A 24,993-nucleotide genomic window follows, 5' to 3' on the forward strand; every position below is an offset into this window, starting at 1 on the left:
TTGAGTGATTGGCGGAATAAGTGATTGCGTAAAAACCAGCGGAGCTAATCACTCAATCACTCATTCACTCAACCATTCAGTTAAGCGCCTGATAAACCGCCATGCGGAACTTACGAACGAATTCGGTGTAGTGGGCGTAGGGCTGGACGTTCGTGAAGACGAGCATTATCAAATTTTCTTTCGGGTCGATGGTGTATTCCGAACAGTACATACCGCCCCAGGTGTAGGAGCCCGGCGTGGCCTGATCGCCGTAGTGCGACCGTTCGGTAATCAGCTCGAAGCCCAGCCCGAACTTGTCCCGCCGCTCCCAGACCTCCGCCTCGCCGATCTGGTTGGCCGTCATCATCGCGATGGTTTTTCGGCCCAGAACCCGGCGCCCGTTGAAAGTCCCGCCGTTGAGCATCATCTGGCAGAATTTCGCGTAATCTTCCACCGTGCTGACCAGTCCCGCCCCGCCGGAGAAGTACGTCTTTGCCCCGGCAACCGGGTAAGTCCGGTAGTCGTCGTTGGTGTGGCGGGTGAGGGGTTTGTCCGTGCTGCCTTTCGAGTACAGTTCGACCAGCCGGGCGGCTTTGTTGTCCGGCAAATAAAAATGGGTGTCGTTCATGCCGAGCGGTTCCAGCACGCGCTCGCGCAGGGCCACATCCAGCGGTTTGCCGGACAGAATTTCGACGAGGCGACCGATGATGTCCGTGTTCAGGCCGTAGGTAAAGACTTCGCCGGGGTCGTTCGTGAGCGGGCGGGCGGCGAGGCGGTTGACGACGTCCTCCAGCTTATCCGGTTTCAGCGAGTTGAAGAAGGGAACGCTGAATTCGGGGCGGGTTTGCAGCGGGTGTTCGTAGGGAATGCCCGCGTTATGGGCCAGCAGGTGCCGGATGGTGATTTCGCGTTTGGCCGGGCGGGTTTCGTAGGTTCCCTTTTCCTTGTCCACGCTCACCAGCACTTTCGGAGCCTTGAAGGCCGGGATGTATTTGGAAATTGGTTCTTCGAGGACAAATTTCTGTTCTTCAAACAGCGTCATCAGCGCCGTCGTGACGAGGGCTTTGGACTGCGAGGCAATTCGGTAAATATCGTCGCGTTTGAGCGGCGTTTTCTTCTCCAGGTTGCTGAATCCGAACGCTTTGTAGTGCACAATCTGGCCGTTGCGCGCCACAAACGTCACGGCGTTGGGTGCAATGCCCCCGTCGACAAAGCCCTGCATCAGTTCATCGAGGCGTTTGAGCCGGTCGGGCGCAAACCCCGCGGCGGCGGGCGAAGCGGCGGTCTTGAAAGCCTGCGGAGCAGCCATGACGGGCAGTTCGGGCTGGGCGAAGGCAAGGGCCGGGGCAAACAGGGCGACGGCCAGCTGTTTTACAGGAAATCGCATAAGGGCTTAGGGAATTACTATTGGCAGATTAAAAGATCGCGCGGACAGTCCTTGCGGTGTTTTCAAAACTCAATACTCACCTCCAGGTCGGGTAGCACAGCATCTCCGGTCAGCACCACCGACGAGCCGGACCGGATTTCGATGGAGCCATCCTCCCGATAAATGTACGCCTGCTTTTCCAGACGGTCGATTAGCCAGGCCGACAGCCGTTTGTCAATCGCTTAGCCACTCAATCACTCAATCACTAATTCGCTCAATCTCTCCCGGGCCGGATTACGCCTGCGCCAGCTGGTACAGCACCGCCATTCGCACCGCTACGCCGTTTTCGACCTGGTCGAGGATGATGCTGTGGTGCGAATCGGCGGCGTCGGAACTGAGCTCGACGCCCCGGTTGATGGGGCCGGGGTGCATCAGGACGATGGGCCGGTCGAGGTCGTCCAGCATTTTTTTCGTGATGCCGAAATAAAGCGAATACTCCCGCAGCGACGGAAAATACTTGATCTGCATCCGCTCCAGCTGAATCCGGAGGACGTTGGCCACGTCGCACCAGGCGAGGGCCTCGCGTACGTTGTGGCTGACTTTGACGCCCAGCGCGTTGATGTAGGCCGGAATAAGCGTGGTTGGGCCGCAGACCATCACGTCGGCGCCCAGTTTTTGCAGACAGAAAATATTGGAAAGGGCCACCCGCGAGTGCAGAATATCGCCGATGATCGCCACGCGCTTGCCCGCCACGTCGCCGAGCTTCTGCTGAATTGAAAACGAGTCGAGCAGGGCCTGCGTGGGGTGCTCGTGGGTGCCGTCGCCGGCGTTGACGACCGCCGCCGGGATGCGGCTCGACAGGTAGTGCGGCGCGCCGGGACTGCTGTGGCGCATCACGATCATATCGACCTTCATCGCTAGGATGTTGTTGACGGTGTCCAGCAGCGTTTCGCCTTTTTTTACCGAAGAGCCCGACGCCGAGAAGTTGACGACATCCGCCGAGAGCCGTTTTTCCGCCAGTTCGAACGACAGCCGCGTACGGGTCGAGTTTTCGAAAAAGACGTTGGCAATGGTAATGTCGCGGAGCGAAGGGACTTTTTTGATGGGTCGGTTGATGACTTCCTTAAACTGCCCGGCCGTTTCCAGAATGAGTTGGATGTCGTTTTCGGTCAGGTTTTTAATGCCCAGCAGGTGACGAACGCTGAGTTGCTGCATGATGGATTGCGGAGGAAAAGTTTGGCAAAGATAGCGTTTTTTGGAAACGAGGAATGGGTATCTCGCCGTTGTCAACCGAAATCCGTTCAACCGAGACAAAAAACTCCTTACTGGCGGCACGACCGCCGGGTCGTGCCGCCAGCAGGCTTACCGCCCCGTGGTCTCGCCGCTGTCTTCCAGCACCACGCAGCCGTAGGCCGGAAGCTGGAGTTTGCCGTCGCGAATCCTGGCACCGCCCGCCGTGTCGAAGGTGATGCGCTGGCGGCCCGCTTTCTCGCCTGGGTAGAGCACCACGTCCAGTTCTTTTTTGGTCAGGTTGTGCACGACCAGCGCCGATCGGTTGCCCGTTTTGCGGACAAAAGCGATAATGCCTTTTTGCTGAATCGGGCTGGCTTCCAGGCTGCTCAGGTTGTCGTTCAGCACCGGATGGCTGTTGCGGAAGCGGATCAGCTTTTTGTAATGGTTCAGCAGGGACCCGGCGTCCTTTTGCTGCGCCGAGACGGGCCGTACAGTTTTGTCCGTCGAATAGCGGGCTTTGGTCCAGCGGGTCTGCTGCGGGTCCGACTGTCCGTCTTTCCACAGGAACGGCTCGCGGATGTATTCGTCCGGCTTCACGCCCAGCATGCCCAGCTCTTCGCCGTAGTAAATGTACGGGTTGCCCGACAGCGTCAGCAGCAGGTTGGCCGCCACTTTCAGGTGGTTCGGATTGCCTTTCAGCACGCTGCCGATGCGGTTCTGGTCGTGGTTGGTCAGCATGGTCGCGTCGATGAAGTTGGGATTGACCTTAGCAAAAACGCCCCGGTTGTGCAGCAGCATCTGGATAATATTGACCGAATCGCGCTCTTTCGGAATCAGCTCCTGTAACCCGAAGCTCAGGTCGAAGTTGAAATTGGCCTTCAGACCGCGGAAGTAGGGGGCGATGTGCTCGGCTTTCGTCCAGACTTCGCCGACGGTATAGACGCCCGGTTTGACGGACTCCATTTCGCGGCCAAATTCTTCCCAAAACGCGTGGTTTTTCGGCTCCTCCCAGTCGGGGTAGATGTGGCGGGCGGCATCCAGCCGGAAACCGTCCACGCCGACCTCGGTGAGCCAGAACTTCCCGGCTTTATAAATCTCCTGCCGGACTTTCGGATTGTCGTAGTTCAGGTCGGGCATGCCTTCCCAGAACAGGGCGTAGTATTTTTCGGTAAACGGAGCGCCTTTGGCCACGTGCCAGGGCGTCCGGATGCCCGTGTCGGCCGTGCCTTCGCGGGTGGCGATGTTCAGCGAATCAATGTCTTTCTGATTCATCCAGACGTAAAAGTCGTGGTACGGATTGTCCTTGCCCTTGCAGGCTTCGACAAACCACGGATGGCGGCTGCTGGTGTGGTTGATGACAAAATCCAGCAACACTTTGATGTCGCGGCGGTGCGCTTCGGCCAGCAGGCGTTTGAAGTCTTCCATCGTGCCGTATTCGGGGTCGATGCCGTAATAGTCCGTCACGTCGTATTTGTGGTACGAACCGGACGGATTGATGGGCATCAGCCAGAGCGCCGACACACCGAGGTCTTTCAGGTAATCCAGTTTGGAGGTCAGGCCGGGCAGGTCGCCGATGCCGTCGCCGTTGGAATCACAGAAAGCGCGGACAAAAACTTCGTAATGCACGCCGGTCTGCCCGACGGGGGTCTGCCCGACGGATTTTGCCGATTTGGGAGCCTTCGCAGGCTGCGCCGCCAGTTGGGTTATCATGCAAACCAGAAGGATGAGGCTAATTCCTAAACGTTGAACCGTTATCATGAGTTTGAAAGAGGGGGAGGAAGTCAAAAAATTGGGCACGGCAGGAGTCCCGCCGTGCCCGCTATTCATCACAGGTTAGAAAGTAAGCGCAATCAGATTTTGACCATTTTGTACGTCGGCTTGTTGGCATCCGAGAGGTCGAGCGTGATCTGGAAGGTACCCGCCGTCACTTTGATGTTATCGCCGCCCGCGTCCAGAACGCCGTCGGCCTTAGTGTCGCCGTAGTTGGTGCCCCAGTCGTCGTTCAGACGGAACTTGATTTCCCCGGCTTTCAGCGTCACGCGGTCCAGCACAAACACCTTGTCGATACCCGTCGGGTAGAATTTGGCATCCGGGCCGTTCCAGCCGTTCGGCGCAGCGTCGCCCACCACGCCCCAGGGCTTGATGGTTTCGATGGTGTACTTCAGTTTGTTGTAGTCAACCGTGACGAGGTAGGTTCCGGCGGCCGCGATGCGGATGTTGTCGCCGCCCGCTGCCAGCGTGCCGTTTGAGCCGCCCCAGTTGGTGCCCCAGTCGTTGTTCAGACGGATTTTCAGGTCTTTTCCGCCCACCAGCGTCACAACCGCTTTCCAGGTGTCGGAGGTCGGGTCGTAGGCCAGCGGCACATCCGGACCGTTCCAGCCGTTCGGCGTGGCGTCGCCCACCAGACCCGGCGCGTATTTCTCAACTTTGTAGTCGAACGTGCTCGTATTGAGGGTAATGCGGTACGTGCCGGCCGTTACCTTGATGTTGGCTCCGTCTTTCTCGGCTTTGCCGTCGGCGCCGTTATCGCCGTAGTTATTGTCCCACTTGTTGTCCTGGCGGAATTTGATTTCGCCGTCTTTCAGCGTTACGTAGGCGGCCAGTACTCCGGCCTTGTCGGTTTTGTAGAAAGGCACATCCGGACCGTTCCATTCGTTGACCGTGGCGTTGCCCACGATACCCCAGTTGGTGCTCAGGTCGAGGCGGTCGAGGTACGGCGTTACCTTGAAGGTTTTCACCGGCGAAACGATCTGGGTTTTGGTACCCAGCACCGACTGCACTTTGACATCAATGTCAGAGGCCACCGCCACCGGCAGGCCCATGTTCACCAGCAGGGTGTTCAGTTCGCTGGTGGCAAACGTTTTGACCGTATCCCGACCGACCGCAATGATGGCTGCTTTGGAAAAGTCGCCGCCTTTTTTGTCAATCAGAATGGAGTACGTCGCCGCCGCTTCGTAGCCGTAGTTGGGCTTGGCCCAGGAGATGGTCAGGGCTTTGGCGGTGGGCGTTTCTTTGTTGAGCACCACGTTCTGGCCCGAGAGCGTCGGCGTTACGGCGGCCTCCGGGTTCAGGACGGCCCGAATCTCATCTTTTTCGCACGAAGTCAGCAGCACCGCCGCAACCATCGCTCCGAAAAGTTTAGTATAAAGAGTTTTCATGGTTTTCGTATAAGGTTTAAAGTTTAGGGTTTATAGTTTATAGTGGCCCGCCTTAGTGATTGCTTTGCCCGTCGGCGAAACCTGGCAAAGCGAGGCAATCGCTGTATGGACCACTCTAAACCATAAACTATAAACCCTAAACCAATCAATAATTCGGATTCTGCTTCAGGTTCGGGTTGGCGACGACGTCGGAGGCCGGAAGCGGATAGAGGTTGCGGAAGCTTTCAACGCCCCGACCTTCTTTGGTGCCACCTTTCCACGGCCACAGGTAAGCGGTTGTCGTGAATTTGCCGTAGCGGATGAGGTCCGTGCGGCGGTAGCCTTCCCAGTACAGCTCACGGCCGCGCTCGTCCAGAATCTGGTCCACGCTCAGCGTCGTCAGGTTGCCTCCGGTGCTGCCGTAGGCCCGCTGGCGAAGCTGGTTCACGTAGCCGAGGGCCGTAGCCACGTCGCCGCCCGTGCCGCCGCGCAGAACCGCCTCAGCGTAGGTCAGGTATACGTCGGCCAGGCGGAACAGGGGGAAGTCCGTGTCCGGATGCTGGAGGTTCGGGTCCGAGCCGTTGGCCCCGGCTTTGGTCCGGTTCGACCACTTCGTAACGGCATAACCGTCCGTAAAGACCGTCACGTCGTTGATTTCGAGGCTCTGGCCAGCCGTGTAGAACATGGCCCGCTTGTCGGTCCCGCCGGTCGGGAACAGGTTGACCAGCGATTTGGTGGTCCGGATACCGGCCCAGCCGCCGTTGACTCCGAAATCAGCCGCTTTCATGCTGCCGCCGATGGGCGCGCAGACCAGAAACGTCGTTCCGCCCCAGGTCTTGGTACGGTTGCCGTCGAAGGTAATCGGGAAGATAATTTCCCGGGAGGTGTTGTTGTCGGCTTTGAACAGATCGGCATAGTTGCCTTCCAGCGCATACCCGGCGTCGATCACCTTTTTGCTGTAAGTAATGGCTTCCGTGAATTTCTTCTGACCCGTATACACTTCGGCGTTCAGGTACAGGCGGGCCAGCAGCGTCCAGGCGGCGGCTTTGTCGGCGCGGCCGTACTCGTTTTTGCGGGCGTCCACCAGCTCGGTTTCGATGGCTTTCAGCTCCGATTCCACGTAGTTGAACAGCTCCGTGCGCTGAATCTGACGCGGCAGGTTTGAGCCCACAGCGTCGGTCTCCGTCACGAACGGCACGTTGCCGTACAGGTCGAGAGCGTGGTAGTAGCTCAGGGCGCGCAGGAAGCGGGCTTCAGCCCGGTAGGCCTTGATGTTAGTGGCGTCGGTACCGGAGATGCCGCGCTCGGCCAGTTTCGCATCCGACGATTCGCGGATAAACTCGTTGGCCAGCGTGATCTGATAGAAAATGCGGTAGTACAGGGCGCGCGTGAAAACGTCGGCCGACGACCAGTCCATCTGGTGGAAATCCTGAATCGTGTTGTCGTTCCAGGCGATCACGGCCTCGTCGGTCGGCAGTTCCTGGGCGCTCCAGAGCTGACGCAGGTAGTTCGACGCGCCTTCGTCCACACCCTGGATGTCGGGCTTGCCCGCCGGGCCGGACTGACCCGTTACGGCCAGACCCGCATAAATCTTGGCCAGCACCTGCTGGTAGCCGGTCGGGGAGTTGTAGACCGTGGCCGACGTAACGTCGTTGAACGGCTGGCGGTCGAGATCGTTCACGCACCCGTTGAAGGCCAGCGCCGAAGCAACCAGACCAGCGGTGATGAAGCTTTTACGAACGGATATTTTCATTGATTCGGTTTATAGTTTATGGTTTAGGGTTTACAGTTCATGGTTTATAGCGGTCCGCCGCTACGATTGCTTGCCTTTTGTAACTTTTCGAGGGAGGCAAAGCAACTCTAAATCTTAAACTGTAAACCCTGAACTGGTTTTAGAAATTAACATTCAGGCCGACTGAGTAGATGCGTGGGCGGGGATAGACGTTGTTGTCGATACCACCGGCCACTTCCGGGTCGATGCCTTTGTACTTGGTGATGACGAAGGCGTTCTGCACGGTAGCCGTTGCCCGGACGTTCAGCTTCTTGTACACATTGCCGAAGTTGTAGCCCAGGTTGACGTTATCCATGCGGACAAACGAGGCGTTCTGGATGTAGAAATCCGACAGTAGCTGCTTGTTGGTGAAGCCCGTTTCCAGTACGTTCGTCGAGCGGTTGACGAGGAAGCCCGTCGAGTTGTACAGGTCCTGCATGACGCCCATGTTGGAATACACGTTGTTGTAGACGTAGTTTCCGAAGTTGCCGCGCATCACAAAACCGGCGTTCCAGCGCTTGTAAGTAGCCTGCGAGCTGAAGCCCAGGAAGAGCTGCGGCTGCGGCGACTTGTAGCGGTAGCGGTCGTCGGACGTTACCTGTCCGTCGCCGTTCCGGTCTACGTACACACCTTCCAGCGGCTTGCCGTCGGTGCCGTACACCTGCTGGTACACGTAGTACGAGAAGGTCGGGAAGCCCACCGAGTGAACCTGGGCCGTGTTGCCCGTACCGCCGCTGATGCCGCCGACTTCCACACCCTGGAAGTTCGGGTCTTTCACCCGCGTCAGGTTCGTGATTTCGTTCTTGTTGTAGGTCAGGTTGAAGTTGACGTCGAGGCTGAAATCTTCGCGCTGTACCGGCGTCGTGTTGATGCCGAATTCGATACCGCTGTTGCGGATGTTCCCGACGTTGGTCAGAATCTGGTTCGTGAAGTTCGAACCGGCTGCCACGGGGATGACGCTCAGCAGGTCGCGGGTTTCCTTGTAGTAATAATCCAGCGTACCGGAAATGCGGCCACCCAGAATACCGTAATCGATACCGGCGTTGTAGGTGGTCGTTTCTTCCCACTTGATGTTGGCGTCGTACCCTTCCGGACGGTAGGTCAGCACGTAGCGGTTGCCGAACAGGTACTGGGCCGTCTGCTCACCCGGCGTATAGCGGGCCAGGTACGGGAAATCCTGTCCAACGTCCTGCTGGCCGGTGATACCGTAACCCAGACGCAGTTTCAGGTCCGACAGTACCGAAACGCCTTTCAGGAAGTTCTCTTCCTTGATTTTCCAGGCGAAGGCCGCCGACGGGAACGTGCCCCAGCGGTTGTCCGGGTTAAAGCGCGACGAGCCATCCTGACGCAGCGTGAGGGTCAGCAGGTACTTGTTGTTGAAGGTGTAGTTGGCACGTCCGAAGAACGATACCAGCGTGTTCTGCGTCTTGAACGGAACCCCGGCCGGCGTCACCTGCGCCCCTTCGGCGTTCAGTACCGGGTAGGCCGGCTGCGACCGCAGGAAGTCCTGATAAGAGTAACCCGCCGTAACGTCGAGGCGGCTGCGGATGGCCGACAGGTCTTTAACGTAGTTCAGGTAAAATTCCAGCGTTTTGTTGGTCTTTTCCTGCGAGTATTGCGTCCGTTCGCCTTTCTGGTTGAAAACCGAAGCAGCAAAGGCCGGGCGGAAGCGGAAACCTTCGCTCGACGACACGTCGAAACCGGCGTTCAGGTTGGCGCGCAGTTCGGGCAGGAAGTGGAATTTGTAATCCAGCTGGATGTTACCGATGCTGCGGCGGGCCGTCGAACGGTTGTCGTTCAGTTCGAGCAGGGCCAGCGGGTTGCGGGGCGCCAGGTTGTTGGGCTTGCCGGCATTGTCCAGAATTTCGTAATAACCGCCGTACGCGTCGTTGCCGCTATAGATGGGCAGCGTCGGGTTGAAGGCCACTGCCGAACCGATAGCGCCTTCTTCGGCGAAACGGTTTTTCAGGATCGTCCCTTTCAGGCTCAGATCGACCTTCAGGTGGTTGTTCAGGAAGCGCGGCGTCAGGTTTAGCGAAGCCGAGTTACGCTCCAGATTCGAGGTTTTCAGGATACCGTTCTGGTTCAGGTAGCCGTACGAGATGCGGTAGGGGAGGATACCCAGCGCACCGCTCACGCTCACGTTGTTGTCTGTGCTCAGCGCCGTCTGGAAAATCGCGTCCTGCCAGTTGGTATTGACCGTTCCCAGCAGGGGCGAGAGCGTCGCCGCGTTGGGCTGGGCTTTCACCACGTCGGTAAACTGCTGGGCCGAAAGCACGTCCAGGTTTTTGATTTTCTGCGAAACCGTGAAAATCGAGCTGGCGTTGACCGAAATCTTGTTGCCGAGCGCGCCTTTCTTGGTCGTAATCAGGATAACGCCGTTGGAAGCGCGTGAACCGTAGATGGCCGTCGCCGAAGCGTCTTTCAGGACCGTGAAGGTCTCGATGTCGTTCGGGTTGATGAAGCTCAGCGGGTTGGACGCACCGGATACGCCCGTGTTGTCCAGCGGCACGCCGTCGATCACGATCAGCGGGTCGTTGTTGGCGTTCAGCGAAGAACCACCGCGAATCCGGATCTGGCTGCCCGAGCCCGGCGCGCCGGAACCCGGCGTGATCTGCACCCCGGCGATTTTACCGGCTACGAGCTGTTCCGGGTTGGTGATCTGGCCCTGCTGGAAGTCCTTGGCCGATACTGTGGCGATGGAACCCGTCAGGTCCTGCCGACGCTGCGAGCCGTAACCGATGACGACCACTTCCTGGAGCGACTTGGCGTCGTCTTCCAGAACTACGTTGAGTACCGTCTGGGCACCCACGGGAATTTCCTGTGTAGTTTTGCCGATGAAGCTGAAAATAAGGGTAGAGTTAGCCGGGATGTTTGCCAGACGGTAATTTCCGTCGACATCCGTCTGGGTACCCTGCGTCGTTCCTTTGATAACGATATTCACTCCGGGAAGGCCCGTGCCACTCGTTTCTTTCACGGTTCCGGTAATAACTCCGTTCTGGGCAAACGCCTGAACGCTCAGCAGGGTCATCACCAGCAGACAAAGGCGACGAACTGCCGTTGCAGCGGGTAAAAAAAGCCGCAAGGCTCCTTTTGCTCCCATCTGGAACTGTAAGAAGTTCTGATTCATGTGATTAGATTTATGCAGGTAATTTTTGCTATAGCCGGTTACAGCCATTCAACAATTTCCTGCAATAATACCATGTCGCAGGATGGCTGTCGTTCCACTTTACAGAATTGTTAAGAAATGTTAAGCGGGAAGATAGATTTGAGGATAAAGCACTGAAGTCTAGAAGGTTAAGATTGCAGAAATGCAATCTGGTGCGTACCACTTTTGTAAAATGGCACCCATTTTCCGGCTACGAGTCTTCCCGAACGGCGTTGAAGTATTCGCTGGGGGTTTGCTGGGTAATTTTTTTGAAGGCCCGGTTAAAGGCGGTCTTAGAATTAAAGCCGGCTTCGTAAGCCAGACTGAGCAGCGTAAAATTCCGAAACTGCGGGTCGTCCATCCTCTTTTTCAATTCCTCTACCCGATAAAAGTTAATAAAATCAAAAAAATTCTTCTCGAAACCTTCGTTGATGACCTTCGACAGCACGTGGGGCTGCATCTTCAGTTTGGTACTGAGTTCGTGGATTGTCAGACTCGGGTTGGTGTACGGCTTGTACCGTTTCATGTACCCTTCCACCTGCTGCATCAACGGCTGAAGGTCCTCCAGCGGCTCCTCCGAACGCAGGGCCGTTGTGGCCGCCATCGCCGGTTGTAAGGCTGGTTCCGGACGGTCGGGCGTCCGTTCGGGCTGCGGCGGAACCGGCGGCGCGTCGGGCACCATAGGCACCGTTTCCTCAAAAATGCCCACAGACTCGGGCTGCTGGACCTTGAAGATTTCGGGCTGGTGAATGGCGAAATAACCCAGAAAATAGACAATGGTGGAAAACGCCAGCCAGATCAGGTCTGTGCTCTGCTCTGTCGCCGAAATAATGTCAAACGAGATGAGGCGGCTGGCCCCGACGAGCGCAAAGGTGAAGAGCCAGAGCACCAGACAAACTGCCTGAATGAGCTGCACCGTATTCAGGTACTGCAGATTCTGTTCGAACGAATAGCTGGAATGGTATTTTTCCCGGTACACCTTCAGGGTCCGGCGGCAAAGCAGCCAGTAGAACGTACTGACGGCCAGCCCCAGAAAACCGCTGACCAGAAAAAGTGTCATCACATCCCAGTTCTGGTTGACGATCTTGATCTGAAACTCCTTGTCCTTCATGAAAAAAAACGGCAGGTACACCAGCACCTGCAGCACCGCCGGCAGCAGGTACAGCCACCAGCGGAAGGGCTTTCCTTCTTCGCGGAACAGGAGCTTCCGGATGTAGATGTAAAACAGCGGCGGGTAGGTGAAATAAATAAAGTCCGGCAGCAGGAGCAGCTTGGTATATTCCTGAGCCACATCGCGATAGCTGCTCACGACTTTCACCAGCAGCACCAGCGAGGAAACCGCAATCAGAGCCACCAGCCAGCGGTTGGCCTTCTGGTTGTAGTTCTGAATGGTCGGAATGAAAATAACCAGCAGCAGGCCCTGGAAGGCCGAAAACAGGAGCAGCAGGTCGTAGAGCGAATAAAAATTGAACGTCCCCGACAGGTCTTCCCAGCTTTCGATCCGGACTTCAATCGCCTTGTTATCGATATTCTGGTGGCGGAACAGCATGCGGTTGGGCCGGGCCTTGCCGCTTTCCCGCCCTTCGACCGAATCCCAGTCGCCGCGGGTGAACTTGTATTCGAGCTTTTCCTCGTCGGTGTAGACGGTGACGCGGTAAGTTCCGTCCGGATAGCGGCGGAGCTGGATGTTTTCGTCGCCGGGGTCCCAGCCGTTGAAATTACCGGTGATGAACAGCTTGGCGTCGTGCGGCGTATTGGCGGGAATTTCCCGAATCACGAACTGGTAGCCGGGTTTCTGCTCCCAGCCGTCGATCGTCAGTCGCAGCCGCTTCCCGGAATAGGCCCGGTCGTACACCCGGTTGGGCCGGTTGCCGCCGCGGGCGTTGCCTTCGCCGGTCATCGAGCTTCCCTGGGTGAATTTGTATTCGAACTGCGTCAGCGAGTCGGGTAAGGTGATGGTATAAACGCCGTCCGGTCGTTTTTTGAGCAGGTATTTTGGGTCGCCGGGGTTCCAGTTGTTGAAATCACCGGCCACAAAGAGACCTTTCGCCGTTGCTGCGAGCGGCGGGTATTTCACCACTTCAATAACTACCTGCGCTTCGCCCACACTACACCAGCACCACAAACCGACGATAAGCGCAATTAATTTATGCTTCATGAACGCAATAGCTACCGATCTTTCAAAGATAGACAAATCAGGGCACAGTCGTAAAGCGGGATCGGCAGGGAAAGGCCCTATCTCTGCTACATTAATCGCTTTATAATTAGTTCGGCCGCTAGCCGTTGACAAGCAAATCTTGCCTATTTCATGGAAATAGCTATGCCAGACAGCCTTTCCAAAATGAAAAGCCTAAAGAGGGAGCCTACTGGTTGAGGGAACAGATTGGTACAGCGTCTAACGCGGCAAATCTGGGAAGGAAGCCGGAATACCTCCAGGCCGGGTTACTGGAGAAATAACAAACGGCACCCGGTAACGGGTGTCAATTAATCTCAGGGGGATCAATTCTCGAATAATCCCCCTGAGAATGGCAGAAAGAGCGGACAGCATTACCCGCTCGTTATAACCGGAAAAACTTACTGCTTCATCACCTTCCGAACCATCTTCTGGTTGCCCTGCCCGATGCGCAGGAAGTACAGGCCGGTCGGCAGCCCCTGCAGCGGAATGGCCTGGCGCAGGCTGTCGGTCGTTTTGGCGGCGTTCAGGCTGCGGAGCGTGCGGCCCGTTCCGTCGGTGAGGGTCAGGTCAACCGGCCCGCGGTAGGCGCTGCGGATGGTAAGGTCCACAAAGTCCGCCGTCGGGTTGGGTGATACCAGCACGACTTCCACGCCCGGTTCGACGGCCAGCACCGGCGGGAGCGGCGCGCCCCAGGACACCAGCCCGGCCTCCGGCGTCGCCAGCTTCTGGGCGGTATAAATATGGAATTCGCCCGGTTGCAGAATGCCCGACTGCGCGGCGCTCGTTACGTCCAGTTCCTGACCCGAAAAGTAGTCGTACCACTTGCCCGTACGCGGAAAACCGTAGGTGACCGCCTGCGGCTGGGTGTCGAAGTTGCCGATGATGAAGACCGGATTCGTGGCGTCGTTGAGCGTGATCCGCTTGACCAGATTGGCAAAATCCAGCGCGAAGTCCGTCGTCCGGAAAGCGGGCTGGGTCAGTTTCAGCTTGATGAGTTCCGAATAGACGCGGTACAGTTTCCGGCGGTTGGGGTCCTGCTGGTACTCCCAGCGGGCGGGCTTCGGGTCTACGCGGCAGTTGTTGTTGATGGTGCCGTCGGGGCAGCGGTTGATGGACTGGTCGTAGCCCAGCTCGCCGAATTGCCAGATCAGCTTCGGACCCGGAACGGGCAGGAAGAAAGCCGCCGCCAGCTTGGCCCGGTCGAGGGCGATGGGCTGGCTGCGGAGGTTATAATCCCCATCGACCTTGCCGTTCTGGAGCACATCGACCATCAGCCGCTCCTCGTCGTGACTTTCCAGATAACCGACCACATGGGGATTCTGCCAGCCACGCCGTTTGTACGAAATCCAGTCCGGATTGGCGTTGTAGCCTTTGGCTAGGGTTAGGTAATCGTGGTTGTGGTTGCCCCAGAACAGCATGCCGTAGTCGGCCAGTTCTTTTTCTTCGGTATTGTCGGCAAAGTGTTCGAGCATCACGTACGCCGTTTTGTCGTAGGCGCGAATCCCGTCGTAATATTTTTTCCAGATGGCCACCCGGCTGGCGTCGTAATTGCCCCAGGCACCCACATCGCCGCCGGTGACCTTCTGCGTGAAGCCTTTCGAAAGGTCAAACCGGTAACCGTCGAATTTGAATTCTTCCAGCCAGTAGCGGTTGACGCGCTCCGCAAACGCCTGTGTAGCCGGACTTTCGTGGTTAAAATCGAAGAACACGCTGAACGGGTGCGTCGCCTGCTGGTTGAAGAACGGGCTTGTGGCCGAGGGCCGGTTGTTGTCCCAGTACATTTTCACGTACGGAAACTCGTAATCGGCCTGGTTGAGTACCATGTCCAGAATGACGGCCATGCCGTTCTCGTGGCATTTGTCGATAAAGGCTTTCAGGTCGTTTTTGGAACCGTAAATCTTATCCGGCGCAAAGTAAAAAATCGGGTTGTACCCCCACGAACTGTTGCCCGAAAACTCCATAATTGGCATCAGTTCGATGCAGTTCACGCCCAGCCGCTTCAGGTAGGCGAGGGTGTCGGACACGGTTTTGTAACTCTGCGTTCCGACAAAATCCCGCATCAGCAGTTCGTAGACCACCATGTTTTTCGCATCCGGCCGCTGGAAGTTCGTCACTTTCCACGGATAAGCGGGCTGGGCCGTCTGGAGGACGGATACGATGCCGCTGGCCCCGGCCGGGTACGGCTTCAGGTTTGGATAGGTAGTGGCGGGAATAAAACGGTCGTTGTTCGGGTCCAGCACCTTGTCGGCGTAGGGGTCGGCCACGGCCAGGGTGCCGTCCACGAGGTACTGAAACGCCACCTCCTGCCCGGCGGTCAGGCCCGTCAGTTCCAGCCAGTAGCGGTTACCGTCGGGGGTACGCTTCATCAGGTACTGCGGCAGGGCCTGCCAGTTGCTGAACTCGCCGATGGCGTAGACGAAAGCTTTCTGCGGGGCAAAGAAGACGAGCGTCGCCCGGTCGTTGCCCGTGTAATTGATGCCATCTTTCAGACCCGCGGGCAGCGCCTCAACGGGCGGAGTGGGGCGGACGGTGAAGAAAAACGTGTCGGCCGCGGTTTCGGTGGCCGTCTGGGCGCGAAAAACGACCGTCCGTCGCTGGCCGGTCTGGGTGCCCGCGGCCAGGCTGAAGGCCAGCGTGTCGGCATTGCTCTGGGTAGCCACCGGGTTGTTGTCCAGCAGCAGCGTCAGCGTCGATTTCTGCGAAGCCGCACCGCGGAACGGAATGGAAGCCCCCGAGGCGACGAAGAAATTCTTCTCGGTTGGCGCGACGCGCGAAACGCTCAGTTTGTTTTCGTACACCCGGACGACGAAGTCCTCGGTCTGGGCGGTGCCGTTGCCGCTTTTCAGGAGCAGTCCCATTTTGACAATCGGTCGGCCCACCGGAACGTTGAAGTACGTCCGCGGCACGAACTTGATTTGCCAGCGGTCGTTGCCCAGCGGCGTCATTTTGCCCGGCTCGAAGGGTTTGGTGAAATCCGTCTGTCCGGTGGGCTGGAATTCGAAGGCGTTGGCCGCTTCGCTGGTGCCCGCTCCCGACCAGAGATACACGTCGCTGGTCTTGTTCAGCAGCCCGGCCGCGCGGGGGTCTTTGGCCTGCTTCAGATCGAAGATGAGGGTGACTTCCGCATCGGCCGTCGGGAAGGCCGGGGCCGTCGTGACCGCCTGACCAAAGCCGGGTATCGACCTTAGGAGCAGGAGGAAGATCAGTAAAGAAAAATGTTTCATAGGTTAGCTTTATTCAGTCGGCTAAAATACCGCTTTTTCAGACAAGAACAGATGCGCCCGGATGCCAAAGTGGGCAAACTTTGAGGAAGAGGACAGAAAGTAAAGCGGGCGGCCATCGCTCCAAACTTTGTGTATTTTGCGGGCAAAAAAACGCCATGCTCTCTGTTCAGGATGCCGCCCGCCACATCAGCCAGTACATTTTACCCCTAAAAACCGAACTCCGGAGCCTCGAAAGGCTGTCGGCGGCCTGCGTGCTTCAGGAACCCCTGACGGCCGACCGCGATTTTCCGCCCTTCGACCGGGTTACGATGGACGGCATTGCGTTTCAGTACGCCCGTTTTGCGGAAGGAAAACGCACGTTTCGGGTAGAAGGGAGCCAATTTGCCGGACAGGCAAAGACTGAATTGACCAATCCTTCGGGCTGCCTCGAAGTGATGACCGGGGCCATGCTGCCCGCCGGAACGGATACCGTGGTCCGCTACGAAGACGTCGAAATGACCGGCGAAATGGCCCGCATCACCATCGAAACCGTGCAGGCCGGGCAGAACATCCACCGGCAGGCGGGCGACCGACGGGCGGGCGACCGGTTGGTGGAGCCCGGCACCCGTCTCGGCCCCGCTGAGATCGCCGTCGCCGCTTCGGTCGGAAAGGCGGAACTGCGGGTGAGTGCGCCGCCCCGGCTGGCCGTGGTCTCGACCGGCGACGAACTGGTGGCCGTGCGCGAAACGCCCGCCCCGCACCAGATCCGGATTTCGAACGCCTACGTGCTGAGAACCATTTTGCAGCGGGCCGGAGCCGAGGTGGTTACCTTCCACGTCGCCGACCGGGCCGAAGAAATGAAGCAGGTGTTCGGTCGCCTGCTGGCGGACTTTGACGCCGTGGTGCTGAGCGGCGGCGTGTCGGCCGGGAAGGCGGATCTGGTCCCATCGGTGCTCGAAAGTCTGGGCGTCCGGCCGGTGTTCCACCAGGTGGCCCAGCGTCCGGGTAAGCCGTTATGGTTCGGTGCCACGGCCGACCGCAAGCCCGTTTTCGGACTGCCGGGCAATCCGGTGTCCACGTTTCTGTGCGCCTACCGGTACTTGCTGCCCTGGCTGAAAGCGTCTCTCGGAGAAACGCCCGCGGCGGCGCCTGTCGCCCGGCTGGCCGAAGACCTGACGTTCAGACCGAAGCTGACGTATTTTCTGCCGGTGAGCCTGACGCTGTCGGACGGGGCGGTCTGGCAGGCATCTCCGCTGCCGGGAAGCGGGTCGGGCGATTACGCCAACCTGCTGCGCTGCGACGGTTTTCTGGAATTGCCGCCCGACCGGGAGGCCTTTGCCGCCGGAGAAATTTTTCCGCTCTGGATGTACCGGTAAAATGCAATTTTTCTAATGAGGAATGTGTTTTGCAATCGTGACACACCTTGCATTCATACTCACGTTCTGGACTTATCTCTCAGCCGTTTGGCAGTTGAATCCGGGCGTCATTGCCTTTTCGCAGGACCCCATCCGGACGCCAAAACCGGCTTTTTCCATCGCGGCCGTGGACGACCAGCGGCCGGTCAGCGCTTCGCTCGGGACCCTGCTGACCGGGCCGCAGCAAACGGTAGCCGCCCGCTTTCCGGAGAGCCTGGAACGGACACTTTCGCAGGTGCTGAAACCCGGTTTTCGGGCCGACAGTGCGCGTGTGCCCGTGGTGGTGCAGGTGCGGACCTTTGCCTACAGCGAACAACTGCGCCCCGACGGCCGGATCGACGGCTCGTTCAAGATTTCGCTTGCCTTCAAAACGTTCCGGGATCAGAAGCTGGTCCCGCTGACGTCGTACACGAACGAAACCAAATACGTCCGCTCGGTCAGCCAGACGGCTCCGCTGGGTGGGGTGGCGCGCCGGGCGGTCGAAAATGCCATGAACTACCTGGCCGACTGGCTGCCGGCCAACCGCGAGGCCACGGCGCTGGTCAAAGGCGTCCGGTTTGTTTTTAAGGATTATACCCAGAATCTGAAAGACAGCGATACGGTCTTTTACAGCCCGAAACGCCCGCTGACCTGGGCTGATTTTGGGGGCAAACCGCGGCCGGGCAAAAACGGAGCGGCGGTGTTTGCGTCGTTTTCCTACGAAGGCAAGCCTCGCTGGATCAACGGATATCTCCAGGTCGAGTTGACGTTTAAAACCTACGTGCAGAAAAGCATGTCCTGGGTCAATCCGTCCCTGGCGGCGGCGGACCATAACGGCTATTATCTCCTGCACGAACAACGGCATTTTGACTTGGTTAAACTGGTGGTTGAGCGGTTCAAGCAGCGGATTCTGGTTGACGACGATATGGACGCCGAGGACTACAGCAGCCGGCTTCAGTTTCTGTATCTGGATGCCTTCCGCGACATGAACCGCCGCCAGGAACAGTACGATGCCGAGACGCAGCACGGCCTCCTGCCCGGCGAACAGGATCGCTGGAACCGCAAAATCATGGACGAACTCCACCGCGCCGAAGAGCAGACGCAGGGGTTGCTGTCCAGTAAGTGGGTTCAACGTTGAAGGTTGAAGGTTTAAAGTTTATGGTTTATAGTTGAACGCATTTGGGTGTAGAAGCCTTTTGTCGCATAGCGACCCAATGTTTGTAGAAAAGGCGCAATACGCTCCGCGTGCCGTAGGTACGCCACCCTCAGGATTGTAGCCTACCTACGGCACGCAAAAGGCCATCGGGCCCTTGAAGGCTACAAACATTGGGTCGCTACGCGACGGCCAACCGCAGAAAATGTCCACAACAACGCCACTCCAAACTTTAAACCCTAAACTCAAACTAAAAAGCTTAAACCATAAACTATACTCTCCAAACTCTAAACTATAAACTCCGACCCGAAACCTCCCAACCTTCAACCTTAAACGTTCAACATTCAACCCCCACATTCCATGTCTTCATTCACCGAACTTATCAAAGGCGACGAACCCGTGCTGGTGGATTTCTACGCCACCTGGTGCGGCCCCTGTAAGGCGCTGGCTCCGATTCTTCAGGAATTTGCCCGTCGTCAGGAAGGAAAAGTCAAAGTCATCAAAGTCGATATTGATAAAAGCCGGAAAGCGGCGACGCAATACCGCATCCAGGGCGTGCCGACCCTAATTCTGTTCCGGAAAGGCCAGATCGTCTGGCGGCAGTCGGGCTATATGCCGCTGGCCCAACTGGAAAAAACGGTGCAGAAAATCTTGGGCTGACCGGCGGAGAATTGACTATTGAATGATAGCTGTTATATTTGACAGTAAAACTTTCAATGGTCGATTCTTTGTATGAAACAGACTTTCCTAAGCCTTTGGCTGATAATCGGTTTGCTGGCGGCACCCCCGCTGTTGGCTCAGACCGATTCCACCCAAACGTCATCGACGGAAGAACTCAATTTTGATGAGTTCGGGGATGCCGACGATAAAAAGGTCAGAACCTTCTGCACCCAGAAAGTGCTGTACCTAAGCCCGACCAAGCTGATTTCGGTCGGCTACGAAGGTCAGGGCAGCTTTGATCTGGCGGCCTACGGAGCGCACGACAATACGACGGCCCTGCGGGAGCAGGAAGCGCCGGTTCGGGGATACCGCGGGCTGCGGCTGGGCTTTAACTCGCCGGTGATTTCCCGCTCCAGCTTTATCCTGAACCTCGGGCTGACCTACTGGAACACGGGCCTCCGTGACCTGCAGACCGAGCGGTCGCGGTTCTTCAACGCCCTCGACCACGGATTGCGGAGCACCGGCATCAACGCCACCGTCTTCAAGCCCCTCGACAACCGGCACTTCCTGATTTTCCAGGCGAGCGCCGACGTGAACGGCAACTACCGCCGTCTGGACGAACTGAACATCGGGAAATCGACTACGTACAGCGGCACGGCCATCTACGGCTGGAAGCCCGACGACAATTTTATGTGGGGACTGGGCCTGACCCGCACCTACCGGGCCGGTCAGCTGTTGCACATTCCGGTGCTGTTCTACAACCGGACCTTCAATCAGAAATGGGGTGTGGAGGCCATATTCCCGGCCCGCGTCAATCTGCGGCGCAGTTTCGGGACGCAATCGCTCCTGATGCTGGGCTATGAAATCGAAGGGAATGCCTACTATCTCGGCCGCGTCAACGACAGCGACCTTTTTGTGCGTCGGGGCGAGCTGAAACCGCGCATCACGTTCGAGCGGCAGCTGTCGGGCTTTGTCTGGCTATCGGCCCAACTGGGCTACCGCTACAACTGGCGATTCGACGCTTTTGCCACGCAGAACCCCGCCCGAAACGAAAAGCCAATCTTCGAAAACCGCCTCGGCAACCCGCTCTATTTCAACGTAAGCCTCAACCTGGTAAGCCCTTAGCAGAATTAAAAGTGAAAAATTAAAAGTTAAAAGTTAAAAGTAGGGCTCTGCCATCTCAAATCCTGGATGTGCAGAGCCCTACTTTTAACTTTTAATTTTTCACTTTTAACTATTTTTCTTAATCTGCCGCTTCCACACGTCTGTCCGGCCGAAGAGGGAAACGCCGATGAAGCCGCGGACTTCGAGGGTGTTTTCGTCCACCAGTTTCATTTCGCAGGCGTAGTCGTTGCCGGTTTTGGGGTCGTAGATGCGGCCTTCTTCCCATTTGCCTTCGCCTTTGAAGAGGAAGTCACGCAGGTTTTCGAGGCCTTTCAGGGGGCGGTCGCGAAGTTTTTCGTCCGGGTTGTTGATGTCCGTTCGGGGAGTTCCGTCGGGGTTGGTGGGCACTTTCAGCCAGACGATCCGGCCAAAGTACTTGTCGCCTTTTTTGTAAATCTGCACCATGCCGGTTCCTTCCCCGTTTTTCCATACACCCAGTACCGCATCCGGATTGGCCCAGGCCGGGACGTGGAGAAACAGCAACAGCAGACAGCCAAACACCCAGTTTACGCGCTTCGTCATATTTCTGTGATTTTTAAATTGATGGGGTAAAATTATACTTACTAATTTAAAAGTAAAACTTTTAGTTTGTAGACGACAACTTTTGAGTTGTTTGCCTTTTTTCTGAAATAAACAGGATTATAAAGTAGGGGTAGCGGGAGGTAACAGTGTCCTGAACGCACCGGGTCGGCCGGCCGGCTGCGGCTTTTTCTCTGAAAGTTTTTTACATTTAACGACAACACGAACCTTCTCTACCATGCAATCCGCGCTTCCTTCCTATTCGTCGGTCGGACAATCGGCCGAACGGGCCGTTGACTGGCGACTCGGCATTCCGACCTACATCTATGCCATTGTCTTCTCGTCGCTCTGCATTGTGTGGGGGCTGCTCTGGGACATCATGTGGCACATCAGCATTGGCCGTGACGGGCTTTTTTCGCCGCCGCACCTGCTGATTTACGTCGGCGCGGTCGTCGCGGGGCTGTTTTCCGGCTTCAAGATTCTGCAACTGACTTTTCTCAGAAACCACCCCGGACGGGCCGAATCGGTGCGGTTCTGGGGCGTTTTCCACGGTTCGCTGGGGGCGCTTTTCTGCGTCTGGGGCGCGATTGCCATGCTCACCTCGGCCCCCTTCGACGACTGGTGGCACAACACTTACGGGCTGGACGTCGAAATCCTGACCCCGCCGCATACGGTGCTGGTGCTGGGCATGATGATGGCGCAGTTTGGTGCCATGATCGGGGTGCTGGCTCTGCAAAACCGGAGCCGGGAAGGACTGATCGAAAACAAGGGTCGGGAAATGCGACTGCGCTGGCTGTTCACGATTTCGGCCGGACTGCTGCTGAGCGTCCTGTACACGCTTTTTTCGGAAAACATGGGCCGCTGGGCTTCCCACGATTCGGCGTATTACATCACGGCTGCGGTCATCTTTCCGTTTTTTCTGCTGGCGGTCGGTCGGGCGTCGCTGCTGCGGTATCCCATCACGAGCATCACGGCCTTTTACATGCTGACCATCCTGATTCCCAACTGGATTTTGCCCCTGTTTCCCGCCACCCCGCGTCTGGGGCCGGTCATGAACCCGATCACGCATTACCAGGCGTTTATGTTTCCGCTGCTGCTGCCGGTGCCGGGCTTCGTGCTGGATGTACTCATGCGGCGCTATTCCGGAAAGCTGAACGACTGGCTGCTGGCGGCGCTGACCGGGGCCGCCTTTGTGGCCGTTTTTGGGGCGGTTCAGTGGAATTTTGGCGGGTTTCTGCAAGAATCGCCCTACGCCCGGAACGGATTTTTCCTGAGCGATGCCTGGGCGTACGACAACGATCCGAACTGGCCTTACCGCTACAAATTCCACCCGTACTGGGGCGATACGGTGGCGCAGTTCTGGCAGGGCATCGGCATTGCTCTAATTGCGGCGATGGTCTCGGCCCGGATTGGGCTGCTGTGGGGCAACTGGATGAAACGGGTTCAACGGTAAACAGGTGGGAATTAAGAGTTAAGAATTAAGAATTATGAATAATTGGAAAAGCGGGCTCCTTGCCCTTATCATAACTGCTCTTTTTTTCTTTCAACTGGTGAATCCGGTTCTGGCGCATGTCGGTAGTCCGGGGGTGCTGGTTCAGAAGCAGGCGGGCAAATACCGGGTGCTGGTCAGTGTGGAGCCGCCGGACGTGGTGCCGGGGACGGCCAAAGTAACGATGATTGTTGAAGAAGGCCGCGTGAACGCCGTGCTGGCGCGACCGATCTACTTCCGGACGGGCGACGAAGGCGCGCCGGTGCACGACGAGTTGAAAGCCGTTGAGAAAGGCCGTTTCGAAGGCGTGGTCTGGTTCATGGACAGCGGCTCGACCTCGGTCGAACTGCAACTCGACGGGCCGGACGGGAAGGCGACGGTGGTCGCTCCGGTGGTGGCCGTCGCAACGGCCGTACGGACCATGCCCGCCGGAACCGGGGCCGGGCTGGCGGCGCTGGGACTGCTGCTGGTGGTGCTCATGATTACCATCGTGGGGGCCAGTCTCTCCGACGGCACCCTCAAACCGGGACTGGCGCCGCCGACCGCTTTTCGCCGCAAACGGATGGTCGGTATGGCGATCGGCACGGTGGTGATGGTCCTGATTCTGGCGGGCTGGCGAAGCTGGTGGAATGCCGAAACGGAAGAGTATCTGAGCTTTAACCTCTACAAGCCGATGCCCATGACGGCCAAAGCCGTGCCGGAAAACGGGACGGTAGCCCTGACGCTCACGCTGGATACCACCGGATTTGCGCACAACTGGCAGCGCCGCCGGGCGCTCAGTTTCATGGTGCCGGATCACGGCAAACTGATGCACGCCTTTCTGGTTCGGGTGCCGGGGCTGGATGCTTTCGCCCATCTGCACCCCGACCGGCGCGACACCACGCATTTTAGGTCGGCTTTGCCCAATCTGCCGGGCGGAAAATACCTGCTGTATGCCGACGTGGTCTACCGAAGCGGCTATACCGAAACGCTGACCGACACGGTGGAACTGCCTTTTCTGAAACAATCCGCCGCGCAGGCCGCCGCCCGGAAGCCGTCCGACGCCGACGACAGCTGGCTTCTTACCGAGCCTATGGGCGTCAAATCGAACGCGGTAGGCGTGCCGCACCTCGACGACGACATGGTGCTCTGCGGAAAACCCGGTGCCAGTACCAAGCTGGAGGACGGCAGTACGATGTTCTGGAACGACAAGCCGCAGACGGTGCAGGCCGGTAAACTGTACACCCTGAAGTTTGCCGTGGCCGACGAGCGGGGCAAACCCGCGCCGCTGGAGCCGTACCTCGGCATGAACGGCCACGCGGCCATTATTCGTTCGGACGGGACGGTGTACATCCACCTGCACCCCGTCGGGACGTATTCGATGGCGGCCGAAGAGTCGATGACCGGCCGCATTGCCGACACCAGCCGGGCCTTCCATTTCCCCGACCCCAAACGCTTCCGCGACAGTGTAGACACCTTCGTCGCCAGCCTGAAAACCATGCCCGAAGCGCAGAAAAACAAGCTGCTGATGGCCGCTATGCCGGGCATGAACCACGACATGAAAGTCGCCAACATGGTCGCGTTCCCGTACGCCTTCCCGCGCTCCGGCCACTACCGCATCTGGGTCCAGGTCCGCCGCCTGGGCAAAGTGCAGACAGGCGCGTTTGATGTACAGGTAAAGGACTGACTGAATGATTGAGTGACTGACTGACTGAATTGCTCCGTTAAGCTGACCTCTGCGGAGCAATTCAGTCACTCAATCATTCAGTCATTCCAAAGGAAAGTACATCCGTTTCAGCCACAGGCTCAGGCCATCCAGGCCGGGGAAGAGGACGCGTTCGTTGATGTTGGCCTGGTCGAGTTTGTCGCGGATTTCCCATTTGAGGCTGGCGGGAACGATGATGCGGCGGCACAGGTCGGGATGCGATTCCAGCCAGGTGTCCATGCCGATGGCGGGGCTGGAAAGGACCGAAAACATGGCGTACTGGTTCACGATGCGGTCGTCGAGCGAAGGAGGTTCGAAGAATAGAGCGAACGGGTCGGCCTCGCCGGAAAGCCGGTCGAAAGCCACCAGCGATTCGATCTCGGTTAGCATTTCCACCGTAAAAATATCGGCTCCTTCGCAGGTCAGCTTGTTCTTCAGGGCTTCGGGCAGGCATTCGTGCGCCCGGCGGTAATTGACGCACCAGATCAGGCCATCCCGGTCGTACATGTCAATGGACGCCGTCAGAAAGTGCAGGGCCACCAGCGGCGAAAAGGTCCAGTCGAGCAGCCGCGTGGGCAGTCCGTGGTGCTGGGCCACCGAAAGCCAGTGCCAGTACGAATCACGCTGCACGACATCGCGGTGGGCGTATTTTTTGAAATTCCGGAGAAGGTGCCCTTCCAGGTCGGCGTAGTTTCCCCCGAGCCGCATCAGGGACGTGGCCAGATTATACTGAACATCGGGAAGGCCCCGGAAAGCAAACGGCGAGCGGAACCGCCGGATGTCGGGCATCCAGGCCCCTTCGTAAAGGGCATCCATCAGGTCATTCCAGCTCGAAATCCGGGTCTCCTCCATGCGTCAGTCCATTTCTGTACTGGACCAACCTGGCTCCCCGTGCTTTTGTTGAAAGTAGCCTCCGA

At 57.8% G+C, this 24,993-nt stretch carries 16 protein-coding genes; 6 read left to right on the forward strand and 10 right to left on the reverse strand.

Annotated elements, in window-relative coordinates; translation table 11 throughout:
- Positions 1-76: 76 nt before the first annotated feature.
- The 8 genes from ORG26_RS16690 to ORG26_RS16725 all read right to left on the reverse strand — a co-directional run bounded on the left by ORG26_RS16690 (position 77) and on the right by ORG26_RS16725 (position 16,034).
- Complete coding sequence (locus ORG26_RS16690; RefSeq protein WP_323134276.1) at positions 77-1,366, reverse strand: serine hydrolase domain-containing protein; 1,290 nt, start codon at positions 1,364-1,366, stop codon at positions 77-79.
- A 273-nt stretch (positions 1,367-1,639) separates the two neighbouring features.
- Entirely contained in the window at positions 1,640-2,560 is a 921-nt protein-coding gene (locus ORG26_RS16695) for an aspartate carbamoyltransferase catalytic subunit (RefSeq protein ID WP_266363747.1), read from the reverse strand.
- 147 nt (positions 2,561-2,707) lie between these two features.
- Positions 2,708-4,288 (reverse strand): alpha-amylase family glycosyl hydrolase, encoded by a 1,581-nt coding sequence (locus ORG26_RS16700; protein WP_266363748.1) that lies wholly within the window; start codon positions 4,286-4,288, stop codon positions 2,708-2,710.
- 140 nt (positions 4,289-4,428) lie between these two features.
- The gene (locus ORG26_RS16705) at positions 4,429-5,736 is read right to left on the reverse strand and encodes a SusE domain-containing protein (RefSeq protein WP_266363750.1); all 1,308 of its coding nucleotides are present in this window, start codon (positions 5,734-5,736) and stop codon (positions 4,429-4,431) included.
- A gap of 145 nt (positions 5,737-5,881) precedes the next feature.
- Positions 5,882-7,468 carry a RagB/SusD family nutrient uptake outer membrane protein gene (locus ORG26_RS16710; protein ID WP_266363752.1) on the reverse strand — a complete coding sequence of 529 codons (1,587 nt, stop codon included), beginning with the start codon at positions 7,466-7,468 and terminating at the stop codon, positions 5,882-5,884.
- A gap of 139 nt (positions 7,469-7,607) precedes the next feature.
- Positions 7,608-10,616 (reverse strand): SusC/RagA family TonB-linked outer membrane protein, encoded by a 3,009-nt coding sequence (locus ORG26_RS16715; RefSeq protein WP_266363753.1) that lies wholly within the window; start codon positions 10,614-10,616, stop codon positions 7,608-7,610.
- Between the two features lie 229 nt (positions 10,617-10,845).
- Entirely contained in the window at positions 10,846-12,792 is a 1,947-nt protein-coding gene (locus tag ORG26_RS16720) for a helix-turn-helix domain-containing protein (RefSeq protein ID WP_266363755.1), read from the reverse strand.
- A 416-nt stretch (positions 12,793-13,208) separates the two neighbouring features.
- Positions 13,209-16,034 (reverse strand): alpha-amylase family glycosyl hydrolase, encoded by a 2,826-nt coding sequence (locus tag ORG26_RS16725; RefSeq protein WP_266363757.1) that lies wholly within the window; start codon positions 16,032-16,034, stop codon positions 13,209-13,211.
- A gap of 155 nt (positions 16,035-16,189) precedes the next feature.
- On the opposite strand from ORG26_RS16725, the gene ORG26_RS16730 reads away from it, so the two are divergent.
- The 4 genes from ORG26_RS16730 to ORG26_RS16745 all read left to right on the forward strand — a co-directional run bounded on the left by ORG26_RS16730 (position 16,190) and on the right by ORG26_RS16745 (position 20,345).
- Positions 16,190-17,389 (forward strand): molybdopterin molybdotransferase MoeA, encoded by a 1,200-nt coding sequence (locus tag ORG26_RS16730; RefSeq protein WP_266363759.1) that lies wholly within the window; start codon positions 16,190-16,192, stop codon positions 17,387-17,389.
- Between the two features lie 37 nt (positions 17,390-17,426).
- Positions 17,427-18,545, forward strand: a complete 1,119-nt coding sequence (locus tag ORG26_RS16735) for a hypothetical protein (RefSeq protein WP_266363761.1) — start codon at positions 17,427-17,429, stop codon at positions 18,543-18,545.
- Positions 18,546-18,920: 375 nt separating this feature from the next.
- Complete coding sequence (gene trxA, locus ORG26_RS16740) at positions 18,921-19,220, forward strand: thioredoxin (protein ID WP_266363763.1); 300 nt, start codon at positions 18,921-18,923, stop codon at positions 19,218-19,220.
- Positions 19,221-19,292: 72 nt separating this feature from the next.
- The gene (locus tag ORG26_RS16745; protein WP_266363765.1) at positions 19,293-20,345 is read left to right on the forward strand and encodes a DUF6268 family outer membrane beta-barrel protein; all 1,053 of its coding nucleotides are present in this window, start codon (positions 19,293-19,295) and stop codon (positions 20,343-20,345) included.
- Positions 20,346-20,450: 105 nt separating this feature from the next.
- On the opposite strand, the gene ORG26_RS16750 is transcribed toward ORG26_RS16745, so the two are convergent.
- Positions 20,451-20,906, reverse strand: coding sequence for a DUF2147 domain-containing protein (locus tag ORG26_RS16750; protein WP_266363767.1), 456 nt, complete (start codon positions 20,904-20,906; stop codon positions 20,451-20,453).
- 235 nt (positions 20,907-21,141) lie between these two features.
- Between ORG26_RS16750 and ORG26_RS16755 the strand changes: the two genes are divergently transcribed.
- Entirely contained in the window at positions 21,142-22,356 is a 1,215-nt protein-coding gene (locus ORG26_RS16755; protein ID WP_266363769.1) for a hypothetical protein, read from the forward strand.
- A 34-nt stretch (positions 22,357-22,390) separates the two neighbouring features.
- The gene (locus tag ORG26_RS16760; protein WP_266363771.1) at positions 22,391-24,058 is read left to right on the forward strand and encodes a hypothetical protein; all 1,668 of its coding nucleotides are present in this window, start codon (positions 22,391-22,393) and stop codon (positions 24,056-24,058) included.
- Positions 24,059-24,139: 81 nt separating this feature from the next.
- Here the strand turns inward: ORG26_RS16760 and ORG26_RS16765 are convergent, their stop codons facing one another.
- Complete coding sequence (locus tag ORG26_RS16765; protein ID WP_266363773.1) at positions 24,140-24,928, reverse strand: FRG domain-containing protein; 789 nt, start codon at positions 24,926-24,928, stop codon at positions 24,140-24,142.
- Positions 24,929-24,993 lie beyond the last annotated feature (65 nt).

Origin of the sequence: Tellurirhabdus rosea, from assembly GCF_026278345.1 — a bacterium.
Classification (GTDB): domain Bacteria; phylum Bacteroidota; class Bacteroidia; order Cytophagales; family Spirosomataceae; genus Tellurirhabdus; species Tellurirhabdus rosea.